The following is a 13,121-nucleotide window of genomic DNA, read 5'->3' as shown; positions in this document are numbered from 1 at the left end:
CCTCTGGCGTATCACCCATATAATAGAAAGAGAACGGTTTCACAAACTAAAGACAAGCACCGGAGGGTTTGGTAAAATAGGGGAGACCAATCAAAAGGGAAGGTGGGAAATCGTGCTGAAACGCAAAAATTATTGGCTGCTTTTTGCAATTTTACTACTATCGCTGACAAGCCTGTCGCCCAGTATGGAATTGAGTACCAGTAACGATCCACGTCCTATGAAAAGACCACAAAGTCAGTCAACCCATCCCTCTTCCGGAGATGAGGGAACTATAGATAGCTTACACATAAGAGTATCGTTAAATAGCGAAGAATTTAGTGAACTGGAGCTCCTTAGCAACCGTTATACCCTAGAAAGTGGAGTAAATGTTATTTTAAGCAATGTGGATATGGAGGATGCCGATGAGGTATTGAAGCATGATTTAACGATCGGGGACAGCCCGGATATCGTCATGGCAGATGGACGAAGCATTCTGGACTGGGCCACACGTGGATATTTATTGCCGATGGATGTGTATCAGAGCGTTCCGGGGAGTGCACCGTTAACACAGTTGATCCCCTGGATGCAGTGGAATGGATATAATTGGGGAGTCCCGTTAGATATAGATCCTTACGTGCTTGTTTATTCCCCACAACGGCTGGCGGAGCTGGGTTTTAATGCATTACCCAAAAGCCTCGAAGAGTGGAATATCCTGCTTCAGAATGTGCTTAAAGAGCAAGGGAAATATTTACTCGCGATGGATACCCGTAATCCTTATGGATTGTCAGCGGTAATGGAGAGCATGAATAGCAGCTTGTTAGCAGATAACCAAGAAGTGTTGAATTGGACTCAGAACGCCCGCAGTTATTTTTATCTCACCAGCCGCTACAATAAAGATGTCTGGGATATGCTACAAGGAGGTAGTGTCGCCGTTGCTTCATTACCGTTATCCGAGTGGCAGAAGTATGGAAATTCATCCCTTGCTGCTGTACCGGCCCTGACTGCTAATAATGGGGGTGGGTTTGAATCCTGTTACAGTCGATCTTTTGCCCTTCCAGCTCAATCTCAAAGTCCAAAGGAAGCTGTGAATTGGCTGACCTTTATCACCTCAGAGGATGCTCAGCTGGATTGGTTGGAGAATACGGGGAGCTTGCCGGCGCTTGATGTTCTTTATCGTTCGGAGCATGCTTTTAAATACAAGCTTCCTTTCGATGTTGAGCTATTACTGACAGAAGAAACCGCCCCGGAGGATGAGTCACAGGGCGGCTGGAGTAAGGTTGTTGAAGCTGTATCATTACTATTAACGGGGCAGATAGATGCAGAAGGCTACAAAGAATTTCTAAAAGAAGGCCTAAAATGAAATGGAAAGCTTAACATGCAAGACGCCCTCTTGGCTATCTACTGCCGTGGCACGAAGGAAAGATACTATTTTGGCTGGATAAAAGCCTAAGTCAAATTCTTCTTCCAACGTTTTTCTTGTTGTGTCAGGCAATTCAAGACCGTTAAATACAATATGATCGACTTGGAATATAAGGCCGTTGATCGGTTCTTCCTGAATGGTATAGTGACCGGTCAGTGAAAGGGCTAGCGCTCCGCTTTTTCCAGTGGCAGTAATCGATCCGTCATTGAAATGAAAGGCGAAGTCTTTAAACAGCGAATTCTGCGATTGCAAAAATTCATTCAGGTCCTCTTCCTTCAGGTTTAGCTCATAAGTCATTCCCTTTCGAGTCAGTACACCCTCTCGATTCTGAACAAATTGTGGTAGTTTATTCATTGCGGAGGATAACGCCTTGAAATAGGTTTTTACCTCGTGCAGGCCGATATTCTCCCAATATAATGTGAATTCTTTAAGTAGAGTACTCATATTTTCAGGATCGCTGCTATTTTTAATCCCACCCTCAATTTCCTTGTTGAGCGCGTTTACCCGAACTTGCTGTTCCTCCAGAGCCGTGCGCAATCGGGCGAGCTCTTCCGAGTTTCGCTTCGCAGTCTGAAGGGTATTCTTCAAATCCTTATATTGTTCTTCATATTGTGAGAGAATATCGCGGTCATTTCCAATAATAATCTCATAATAATCGAACAGAGCCAGGAATCTGCTGATACTTTTTGCTGAAAAAAACGCGGCCAGAAGATTATCTCTATCCCCCATATAATAAGAACGCACAACTGCACCTGCCCGTTCCTGTTGGTCCGCAATGGCTGTTTTTTTCTGGGTAGCTTGTCTGTTCAGGCTTTCTACCTTTTGTTCAAGCGCTTTTTGTTCGGCTGTAATCTTGATGATTTCACGTTCGATTTCTGCAGAAGACAAGGTCTGTTCAAGTAGTTTACGGGTTTCTTCATTATCTGGTATAGCAGAGTTGAAAAAATCACCGCTAGGATCGGCAGACAAGTACTTCACAGGTTGTAACGGAAACAAAGTACAGCAGAAGAGAATTAGTATGGTTGCAATCATGCGGCTTTGTAAATTGCGGGAGCGCACCACACCACCACCTTTTTTTTGAAATGATATATGTATGTACTAATAATATGTTTAACCCTTCTAAAATAGCATACAAACAAAAAAACGGAAGTGATCCTTATAAGATAAGGACCTCATCCGCTCCAAAAGAGTACTACAATTTATAGTGGAAGACCCATTTGAAAGATCGTCCAATAACTAAATCCGGTGAAAGTCAGAATCATGTATGCCCAGAAGAGAAGAACATAAGTTTTTTCAGTAAATTTCATATAGCCAAGTATTACGAAAAATGCAGTTTGCAAAAAGAAAAGCAAGGCCATTTCTGTTAGACCTCCGGCGAAAGCCATCAATCCAATAGCTAATGTGAAAAAACCTAATACCCGAAACATGCGGTCCAAGAGAGAGTCCCCCTTCCAGTATGTATCTCACGAATATTCCTTCGATTTATTATACCCTCAACATAATTATGTGTAAACGAATTCATTGAAAAAAATGCACTAATCTTCAAAAAATGTGATTTTTATAATTGACCTGAGTGATTAGTGCTTTAAAAAAGAGAATTTATAGTTTTATGCGTATGATGTACGCAGATAATGGAAATACAAATTAGTATCAAATAGATTCTATGAACTCTATGAGAAGCATAGAAATGGAGTAAGCAGCTTTTATCCCTATTCACTACCCGGCAGAACTGCCGGTTATGGAGATGGTTATTTCATGACGTTGTTAGGAGGTTTGGCTTTATGACAGCCGTTAGACAGGACGCTTGGAGTGCAGAAGATGATCTAATATTGGCAGAAGTAACTTTGCGACACATTCGGGAGGGCAGCACACAGCTTGCCGCTTTTGAAGAGGTGGGTGAAAAAATCGGCAGAACTTCGGCCGCTTGCGGATTCCGCTGGAACAGTTGTGTTCGGAAAAGTTATGAAGGTGCCATCGGTATTGCTAAAGGGCAACGTCAAAAGCGTAGCTACCTGAAAAAGCAGCCGTCAGTAAGAGGAGCGCAAGTAGCTGGTCTCATTCTGGGTGATGTCGATGAGGAATTTGGGCGCGGTGAGGGATTAAGTGAAAACACATTATCCATTGATGCGGTCATTCGTTTCTTAAGACAATGGAAGGGTACGATCCAGGAAGCAGGACGTCAGCTGAAAATGCTGGAAAGAGACCTGCGCGAGAAGGAAGATGAATTAACAGAATTACGATCTGAGAATGAGCGGTTGTCTAAAGAGGTTAATCTTGCTCAAAGCGACTACCGGGTAGTCAACGATGATTACAAAGCTTTAATTCAGATTATGGATCGTGCTCGCAGGCTTGCTTTCTTAAATGAAGAAGAAGAAGAAATGAAGACTCGTTTCAAAATGGATGGTAACGGAAATTTAGAACGCATTGAATGAACGATAGGTTAACTAACAATCCCGCAAGTGGTCTGCTTTTTAAGCACCACTTGCGGGGTTTTTGGTATACTTAGAAAAATTGTGCTTAAGATCAGCAGGAGGGTTATATGAAAATTGATATAATTGGTGCAGGTTCACTCGGGCTGCTGCTGGCAGGGAGACTGATCCAAGCCGGAAATGATGTGAGGCTGTGGTGCCGAGGGATAGAACAATGCCAACGATTAGGGCGTGATGGCTTAACGGTTACCTACGAGGATGGACGCGAGCCGATAACAATTTCGGAAGATCAGTTTGTATCCGCGCCAATAGGGGAGTTCGCTGGTGCTTATCTAGAAGAGCCGAGTGATTGGATCGTGGTGACGGTTAAACAGAATACTCTACATAATGATTTGCCTGAATTTCTATCCCTACTTAAGGAAGAGCAAGTACATATGATTTGTTTTCAGAATGGTACAGGACATATGGAGATGTTAGGAGGCTTGTTGCCAAACGCCAATTTATATGTAGCTGTGACTACGGAGGCTGCGAAGCGCAAATCCTTAACTGAGGTCATTCATGCAGGAGCAGGGGAGGTGTGGATAGGAAAATGGAGCTTAGGGGATGGACAAGCTCATAGCATACATAATGATTTAAAAGCGAATAATTTAATAGAAGTTCTCATAATGGCAGGATTCGCAGCCTTTTTGTCGAATGAAGTGGATACCATGATTTACCGGAAGCTCTTGATCAATGCCGTTATTAATCCACTCACGGCGATTTGGCGTATTCCAAATGGGGAGCTGTTGTCTTCAGAGCAACGCCTCCAATTAATGAAGGAAGTTTTTGAAGAAGCAATAATGGTGTATGATTTCTGTGAAATTACTTATGATAAGGATGCTTGGGATAACATCCTTCAGGTGTGCCGGTTAACGTCTGGCAATATTTCATCTATGCTGGCAGATGTACTTGCTTCAAGAACCACAGAAATTCGTTGGATCAATGGAAGTCTTGTAGAAATGGCAGAACGATCTGGAGTGTCGGCACCATTAAATCGCTGGCTCTGCCAATTAGTAGAAGGTATTGGGGTATGATCTCTGGGGAGAGGTGAAGCTATGGGACTGCTGATGGATTCGGTTATTACTTTAAGCGTTATTCCGATTGTGCCGTTTTTGATTGTTTTTTTCATTGGAAAGGGCTTAAAAAAAGATAAAAAGAAAACTTTTATGCTCGCTATGGACGTGACCACATTTTTTTTATTATTGTCGGTCTCCGCATTGTTTAATAACATCTTTAATTCCGGTTTTGGGTTTTACCTTATACTAATTATTGTATTAATATCCGCTGGACTGATTGGCGGAGCTCAAAATCGGATGAAAGGAAAGGTAGATGGGAAGCGGTTATTTCGGGCAGTTTGGAGACTTTCGTTCTTTTTTATGAGCTTCGGATATTTATTATTTATGTTTGTTGGGCTAATTACCTACATATCACAAGCGATGTAACGTTCCACTGCTTCGGTGAAGCGTCAACGTCACAAAAGTTTAAAGTTTTAAAAAAAAAATATTTTCTGAAAACATTGCACTAGATTTTTTTGACCACTGGTTGTATAATCATAAACCATATACCACATTCTATTTAGGGGGAACTGCTAGATGAAGAAGAGTAAAAGTCTATTGCTAATGATTGCATTAGTACTTGTTATCGGCACAGTGCTTGCTGGCTGCGGCGGAAACAATGCAAACAGCGGCAATAAAGGTAACAATGCTAACACTGGTAACACGGCAACTGGTAATGCAGCTACAGAAGAAAAATTGGCTGCTGACCAAACATTGAGAATTAACCTTAGTTCTGAGCCTCCAACATTTGACCCAGGATTGGCTCAAGATAGCCAAGCTCACACTGTCCTGACAACAATGTACGAAGGTCTGACTCGCATGAATGCTGAATCTGGTCAAGCTGAACCAGGTGTTGCTGAAAGCTGGGAAGTTTCCGCTGACGGTCTGGTATATACTTTCAAACTCCGTGATTCACAATGGAGTAATGGCGATCCTGTAACAACAGAAGACTTCGTTCGCGCTTGGAAACGCGTGCTCGATCCTGCTGCTGCATCCGCTGCACCTTACGCTTATCAATTGTACTACATCAAAAATGCTCAAAAGTTCTACAACAAGGAAATTACCGATTTCAGTCAAGTAGGTGTCAAAGCGGTTGATGAGAAAACTCTTGAAGTTACTCTTGAAGCCCCAACTCCTTACTTCCTTGGATTGCTTTCCTTCTACACTTATTACCCTGTACACAAATCCATTGAGAGTAATCCTAAATGGGCAACAAGCAAAGATACTATGATCGTTAACGGTGCTTTCACTCTTACTGAGTGGACTACAGGTCAAACACTTGTTGTAACTAAAAACGATAAATATTGGGATAAAGATTCCATTAAACTTAACAAAATCGACTTCTCCCTTGTAAACAGCGGTGCAACTGAGCTGCTCAGCTACAAGAACGGTGAATACGATCGTGCCGGTGGACCAACTGGTGAAATTCCATCAGAACAAATTCCAATCGTGCAAAAAGAACTTCCTAACGAATTCAGCCGTAAAGGTATTGCTTCCGTATACTACTACGAATTCAATATCACTGAAAAACCTTTCACAAACGCTAAAATCCGTAAGGCTCTTGCAATGTCCATTAACCGTCAAGCTTTGATTGACAATGTAGTACAAGGTGGACAATTCCCAGCCTACGGTTATGTACCTCCGGGTATCGCTGGTGCTGATGGTGAATACCGTACAGCAGTTAAAGATAGCTACTTCACTGAAGATCTAGAACAAGCTAAAACATTGCTTGCTGAAGGTCTGAAAGAAGAAGGTATGGATAAACTGCCTACATTCTCCCTGACTTACAACACAAGTGAAGGTCACAAGAAAATCGCTTTGGCGATTGCTGATATGTGGAAAAACAATCTTGGTATCGACGTACAAACCGTTAACCAAGAGTGGGCTGTATTTATTGAAAACCGTCAAAACCTGAACTACCAAGTTGCTCGTGCTGGTTGGACTGCGGATTACAATGATCCAATGACTTTCCTTGATATGTGGGTAACAGGTGGCGGTAACAATGATACTGGTTACGCTAACCCTGAGTATGACAAATTGATCAGCGAAGCTAAAACAAGCACTGACTTGGCAGTACGTCAAGAAAAGTTTGCTGCAGCTGAGAAATTGCTCATTGAGCAAGATATGGTTCTGATTCCTTTGTACTACTACACTAACAACTCCCTGACTAAAGAGTACCTTAAAGGTGTTACTCTTGACTTTAGTGGTGCAATTGACTTGACTCGCGGATACTTGCTTGAGCACTAAGATATTGCTTTAGTAATTACAACAGAATAGTTAGTTGACTGAAGTTGCAGAATACTTCGGGATATATATGTGGAATTCCATATATATCCCTTTTTTTGTATTCCTGTCTATTTGTTAATTAATGTTATTAATAACATATATAGAAAATAGACAAAAATCCGTTTTTTTCATAAAATCATTATTATGTGTATCAAAAATTGTCGGAGGAGGTGTGATGGGGATGGTTCGTTATGTCGCAAATAAGTTTTTCTATATGTTGGTTTCTCTATTTGTATTGATTTCAGCTACCTTTTTCTTGATGAAAGCTATTCCGGGGGATCCGTTTACTTCTGAAAAGAAGGTACCGCCAGAAATTAAAGCACGTCTGATGGAACAATATGGTCTGGACAAGCCGCTCTCTCATCAGTATTTTAAGTATTTAGGTGATATTATCCAAGGTGACCTAGGTGTCTCAATGAAACGCCTAAATCAAGATGTATCACATTTGATCAGTCAAACCTTTTCAGCGTCGCTGAAGCTGGGACTCGTCGCAATCGTTGTGGCGGTTATTGTCGGAGTATTTCTCGGCATGTTGGCGGCACTCTATCACAGAAAGTTTATTGACAGCGCAGCTATGGTGCTGGCAGTTCTGGGGATTGCGGTTCCGAGCTTTGTAGTCGCGTCATTACTGCAGTATGTATTTGCTTTCAAACTGGGTTGGGTACCGGTTTCAGGTTTTAAAGGGCCGATCTATTATTTCTTACCCGTGGCCGCGCTCTCGGCACAGCCGATCGCCTTTATCGCCCGCTTGACCCGTTCAAGTATGCTTGAAGTTTTGAATGCGGATTATATCAAAACGGCTAAAGCAAAGGGATTGAGCTGGATGGCTATTCTGAGCCGCCATGTACTTCGTAACGGAATTCTACCTGTTGTTACTTATATGGGTCCAATGACAGCTAACATCGTAACTGGTTCGGTTGTTATCGAGCAGATCTTTGGTGTTGGGGGTATTGGTAAACAGTTCGTGGAAGCGATTGGTGTCCGTGACTATACCGTTATTATGGGGATAACCATTTTCTATGGTGTATTACTCATGGTTGCCCGCTTTATTACGGATATTGCTTATGTATTAATTGACCCACGTATGAAATTAAGTGGAGGAAAGGAGGGCTAAATAGTGGCTACTGAAAATAACTTGCTAAATCTAAAACCGGAAGATTTTCAAAAAGTCGGTGTAGATGAAAAAGAAGCCGAAGTTATCCAGCGTGAGAGTCTCTCTGCTTGGAAAGACTCTTGGCAACGGTTGCGTCAAAATAAAATGGCGATGACTGCGCTCGGTATCCTGGGTTTGATTGTACTTGCAGCGATTTTTGCACCTTTTATCTCGAAATATAACTATTATTCTAATGATTTGATGAGCACCAATAAGCCCCCTTCCTCCGATCACTGGTTTGGAACGGATGATCTTGGTCGTGATATCTTTGTTCGTACTTGGTACGGTGCACGGATTTCCTTGATCGTTGGTCTTGCTGCGGCAGCCATCGACTTGTTCATCGGTGTTATCTACGGAGGCATTATGGGCTTCTTCGGTGGCCGTGTAGATAATATTATGAATAAATTCTCTGAAATTTTGTATTCTATTCCTTATTTGCTGGTTGTAATCTTGCTCTTGGTCGTTCTTGAGCCAAGTCTTGGAACAATCATCCTAGCTCTAACCATTACAGGCTGGATTACGATGTCGTGGATTGTGCGTGGAGAAATTATGCAGCTCAAGAATCGTGAATTCGTATTGGCGTCCCGTTCCATGGGTGCTGGTTCTGCGAGACTGTTGTTCAAGCACCTTCTGCCGAATGCGGTTGGTCCGATTATCGTAACCATTACACTGTCTGTACCAAATGCTATCTTTGCTGAGGCCTTCCTAAGCTTCTTGGGTCTTGGTGTACAAGCTCCTGTTGCTTCACTTGGATCGATGATCAATGACTCACTCACCGGCTGGTTGTACTATCCATGGCGCTTCTTATTCCCTGCGATCCTAATCAGCTTAACAATGCTTTCTTTCAACATTTTCGGTGATGGTCTTCGTGACGCGCTTGATCCTAAGCTGAAGAAATAGGAGGAATATGGATGGAACCTATTTTACAAGTCAAAGATTTGCATATTTCCTTTTTTGTTAAGGGCGGAGAAGTACAAGCTGTCCGTGGTATGAATTTTGAAATTGGCAAAGGCGAAACGGTTGCCATCGTCGGCGAGTCCGGCAGCGGTAAGAGTGTAACTGCTCAATCGATTATGCGGTTGATCCCTTCTCCACCTTCTAAAGTGAAAAAGGGAGAGATTATTTTTCAAGGACAGAATCTGCTAGACAAAAGCATGAAAGAAATGGAATCTATTCGCGGTAAAGATATTGGCATGATTTTTCAAGACCCGATGACTTCTCTGAACCCAACCATCAAAGTGGGCAAACAGATCACTGAAGTTTTGATTAAACATCAGAAAATGTCAGCGGCCGAAGCGAAAAAGCAAGGTATGGAGATGTTGAAATTAGTAGGCATCAAAAATGCGGAGGCTCGCTTTAACCAATATCCCCACGAATTCTCAGGCGGTATGCGCCAGCGTGTAATGATCGCAATCGCGTTAGCTTGCCGTCCGGCTTTGCTGATAGCAGATGAGCCTACAACAGCTCTAGATGTAACCATTCAGGCGCAGATCATGGAAGTTATGAGAGAGATGCAGCAAAAACTAGGTACCTCCATTATTCTGATTACACATGATCTGGGCGTAGTTGCTGGCATGTGTGATCGGGTGATTGTAATGTATGCAGGTGAGGTTGTGGAGACCGGAACAAGATGGGAAATCTTTAAAAATCCACAACATCCATACACCAAAGGTCTGCTGCGCTCAATGCCGCGTCTGGACCAAAAGAAAGGCGAGCCGCTTATTCCGATCATCGGCACACCGCCAGATCTGATCAAGCCGCCGATCGGCTGTCCGTTCACTGCTCGTTGCAATGAAGCGATGCATGTGTGCGAACAAATCGATCCCGGCGCCACAGAATTCAGCGAAACGCATATGGCGCGTTGCTGGAATCTGCATTCGATGGCCAAGGAGGTGCAGTACTCTTGAGTAAGAACCTAATAGAGGTAGAAGGTCTTAAGAAATATTTTAATGTAGGTAAAGGTAAGGTTCTTAAGGCTGTTGATAATATTAACTTCACGATCCGTGAGGGCGAGACACTTGGGATGGTAGGTGAGTCCGGTTGTGGTAAGACTACTGCTGGACGTACGATTCTTCGCTTGTATGAGCCAACTGCTGGAAGTGTGAAATATAATGGTACAGACATTTATAAATTGCCTGGAAATCAAATGAAGGCTATGCGCCGTGACATGCAAATGATTTTCCAAGATCCGTACGCATCGCTTAACCCGCGGTTTACGGTTTCTGATATCATTGGCGAGGCACTGGACATTCACGGAATGGCTGGCAGCCGTGCAGAACGTAAGAAACGGATTGAAGAACTGCTGGATATGGTTGGTCTTAACCATGACCATGCAACCCGTTATCCGCATGAATTCTCCGGTGGACAACGTCAACGTATCGGGATTGCCCGTTCGTTAGCGGTTAATCCTAAGTTCATCGTTTGTGATGAGCCGATTTCCGCACTTGACGTATCCATTCAAGCTCAGGTCGTTAACTTGCTTAAAGAACTGCAAGATCGTCTTGGATTGACTTATCTTTTCATCGCGCATGATCTGTCCATGGTTAAACATATCAGTGATCGCGTAGCAGTTATGTACTTGGGTAAAATGGTTGAGTTGGCGGAAAGTGAAGAGCTTTATGCAAATCCTATCCACCCTTATACTAAATCCCTATTGTCGGCTATTCCAGTTCCGGATCCGGAAATTGAAGTCAACAAAAAACGTATTCACTTGCATGATGAGCTTGGCAGCCCTATTTATTCTGCTAACGATAAGACCAATGACAGTGACTTTGAATTAGTAGAAGTATCTAAAGGCCACTTTGTCAGCAAAAAATTCGCATAATTTATACTTAGGTTTTCAAAGGCGGGAGCATTATGCTCTCGCCTCTTGTATGTATTTAGGATATTATTTAATGAATTTATAGTATAATTGAACAGTTGGCTGTACCTGTGTTGCTGATATCAAGACATGTTTTACTTTGACGCGGCTCCTGACTTTGGATACAATCATAGAGAGTTTTTACGAACTTGGATTTACATATAACTGCTTAGTAGAACTGGAGGCACTAGCAAATGAATATTGTAACGGAACCGCTCAAGGGTGGATCTGCACTCTCGCGCGACTATATAGATCATTTTGAAAAGGTTAGTCATTTGTACGGTGGGGATTTCCGCAATAAAGAAAGTAGAAGTAGAAGGGCGGAGTGGCTAGACGGCAGAGAAAGCCTTCGTGCCGACCGGACTCAGATTGCTGAGTGTCTGCGTCAATATAATGAAAAGCATAACTCGCATGATGCGGTGATGGCTTCGCTGGCGCTCTTAGAGCAGCCGGGGACATTAGTGGTGACAGGTGGGCAGCAAAGCGGACTATTTACTGGACCCCTGTTAGTGGTATATAAAGCTGCAACTACTATTATGGCGGCAAAAGAAGCAGCTGAACAACTCGGCCGACCGGTAGTTCCTTTATTCTGGATTGCAGGTGAAGATCATGACTGGGATGAAGTGAATCATACGTATGTACTGAATCGTACGCAGGAGATTACTAAGATTAAGATAGAAAAGTCAGAAGAGAAACGCTCCTCAGTAAGTGATATTCGTGTAGAAGAGGAAAGCTGGCAGCAGGTAGTAGAACAGTTAGACGGTCTGCTTCAGGAAAGCGACTTTAAGCCGCAGATTATGGAATTCATTCGCACTTCTTCTTTTAGAGCAGATAGTATGACGGATGCATTTGCCAAGCTGATGGGTTCATTATTTGGTAAATTTGGTCTAATTCTGCTTGATTCTGCTGATCCCAACTTACGTAAGTTAGAACAGCCATTTTTCACTTCGCTAATTATGCAGAATGATGCACTGGAAACAGCGTATATGAATTCTGCTTCTGATATTGTGGGCGCCGGATATGAGCTTCAGGCTGATGTTACAGCTGGCAATGCCAACCTCTTTTATATTCATGAAGGTACACGGCTTCTGCTTCACAAGAAGGACGGAATCTTTACGGATCGCAAGGGTCAGGTATCCTTTTCCCGTGATGAATTACTTGAGGAGGTGCAGGCACATCCGGAACGCTTTAGCAATAATGTGCTGACACGTCCACTTATGCAGGATTATGTGTTGCCTGTTCTGGCAACGGTGCTGGGTCAAGGTGAGATTGCTTACTGGGCCATTCCGCGTCGTGCGTTTGAGACCATTGGGGGAGAAATGCCGTTAATTATCCCTAGAATGTCTTTTACTGTCGTAGAAGGTACGCTGCACAAGCATATGGATAAATATCAACTTAGCTTTGAGGATGTAAGACAAGGACTGGATCATAAAAGACATGAATGGCTGGCCGCACAGGATGAGCTGGGGATTGAACGTCGTTTTGAAGAAACCAAGACCTCATTCGCCGCCATGTACGAACCGCTGATTGAGCAGCTTGGAACGGTTCAGGCCGGTCTGCTTAAGCTGGGGAATAACAATAAAGAGAAGATTCTAGATCAGATTACTTTTTTACAGGCGAAAGCCCAAGATGCAATGGCAAAACAGAACGAAGCTGCAATCCGGCAATGGGAGCGAATCGAGCTGTCGTTAATGCCACTGGGTAAACTGCAGGAAAGAGTGTACAATATCATGTATTACTTGAACCGGTACGGACTTGCTTGGCTGGATGAGTTAATGACGGTTGAACCGGATTACAGTGGAACACATCGCATCATTTATATGTAATGGAAGTATCGCTTCATAAAACTAAGCTTATGCTTACGAAGTGAGTTTTGTACGAAGCAGATCACTGGAGTTAT

The 13,121-nt window shown here is 43.0% G+C and carries 12 protein-coding genes; 10 read left to right on the top strand and 2 right to left on the bottom strand.

Annotated elements, in window-relative coordinates; genetic code table 11:
• The first annotated feature begins 112 nt into the window (after nt 1-112).
• A complete protein-coding gene (locus tag NST25_RS23580) occupies nt 113-1,339 on the top strand; it encodes an extracellular solute-binding protein (RefSeq protein WP_076302465.1) in 1,227 nt (408 codons plus the stop codon).
• Here the strand turns inward: NST25_RS23580 and NST25_RS23575 are convergent.
• Together NST25_RS23575 and NST25_RS23570 are read right to left on the bottom strand one after the other, a co-directional pair.
• Nucleotides 1,331-2,458, bottom strand: a complete 1,128-nt coding sequence (locus NST25_RS23575; RefSeq protein WP_340392601.1) for a hypothetical protein — start codon at nt 2,456-2,458, stop codon at nt 1,331-1,333. The genes NST25_RS23580 and NST25_RS23575 overlap by 9 nt on opposite strands.
• Before the next feature lie 140 nt (nt 2,459-2,598).
• On the bottom strand, nt 2,599-2,835 hold the full coding sequence (locus NST25_RS23570; protein WP_036683705.1) for a DUF2626 family protein: 237 nt from the start codon (nt 2,833-2,835) through the stop codon (nt 2,599-2,601).
• Between the two features lie 345 nt (nt 2,836-3,180).
• Between NST25_RS23570 and NST25_RS23565 the strand changes: the two genes are divergently transcribed.
• From NST25_RS23565 to bshC, 9 genes are all read left to right on the top strand, one after another.
• Nucleotides 3,181-3,831, top strand: coding sequence for an RsfA family transcriptional regulator (locus NST25_RS23565; RefSeq protein ID WP_036683702.1), 651 nt, complete (start codon nt 3,181-3,183; stop codon nt 3,829-3,831).
• Between the two features lie 107 nt (nt 3,832-3,938).
• Complete coding sequence (locus NST25_RS23560) at nt 3,939-4,901, top strand: 2-dehydropantoate 2-reductase (RefSeq protein WP_076129038.1); 963 nt, start codon at nt 3,939-3,941, stop codon at nt 4,899-4,901.
• Between the two features lie 21 nt (nt 4,902-4,922).
• Nucleotides 4,923-5,309, top strand: a complete 387-nt coding sequence (locus tag NST25_RS23555; RefSeq protein WP_076129040.1) for a DUF3397 domain-containing protein — start codon at nt 4,923-4,925, stop codon at nt 5,307-5,309.
• Nucleotides 5,310-5,459: 150 nt separating this feature from the next.
• Complete coding sequence (locus NST25_RS23550) at nt 5,460-7,169, top strand: peptide ABC transporter substrate-binding protein (RefSeq protein ID WP_076129042.1); 1,710 nt, start codon at nt 5,460-5,462, stop codon at nt 7,167-7,169.
• 220 nt (nt 7,170-7,389) lie between these two features.
• On the top strand, nt 7,390-8,322 hold the full coding sequence (locus NST25_RS23545; RefSeq protein WP_036683691.1) for an ABC transporter permease: 933 nt from the start codon (nt 7,390-7,392) through the stop codon (nt 8,320-8,322).
• A gap of 3 nt (nt 8,323-8,325) precedes the next feature.
• Complete coding sequence (locus NST25_RS23540) at nt 8,326-9,261, top strand: ABC transporter permease (RefSeq protein ID WP_036683689.1); 936 nt, start codon at nt 8,326-8,328, stop codon at nt 9,259-9,261.
• 11 nt (nt 9,262-9,272) lie between these two features.
• A complete protein-coding gene (locus NST25_RS23535; protein ID WP_036683686.1) occupies nt 9,273-10,268 on the top strand; it encodes an ABC transporter ATP-binding protein in 996 nt (331 codons plus the stop codon).
• Entirely contained in the window at nt 10,265-11,185 is a 921-nt protein-coding gene (locus NST25_RS23530) for an ATP-binding cassette domain-containing protein (RefSeq protein ID WP_036683682.1), read from the top strand. The genes NST25_RS23535 and NST25_RS23530 overlap by 4 nt, the downstream gene beginning before the upstream one ends.
• Before the next feature lie 230 nt (nt 11,186-11,415).
• A complete protein-coding gene (bshC, locus tag NST25_RS23525) occupies nt 11,416-13,047 on the top strand; it encodes a bacillithiol biosynthesis cysteine-adding enzyme BshC (RefSeq protein ID WP_076129044.1) in 1,632 nt (543 codons plus the stop codon).
• Nucleotides 13,048-13,121: the final 74 nt, after the last annotated feature.

The organism is Paenibacillus sp. FSL E2-0190 (genome assembly GCF_037992965.1).
GTDB lineage: Bacteria > Bacillota > Bacilli > Paenibacillales > Paenibacillaceae > Paenibacillus_AQ > Paenibacillus_AQ odorifer.
The sequence above is the reverse complement of the archived record's forward strand: the minus strand, read 5'-3'. Positions and strand labels throughout refer to the sequence as shown.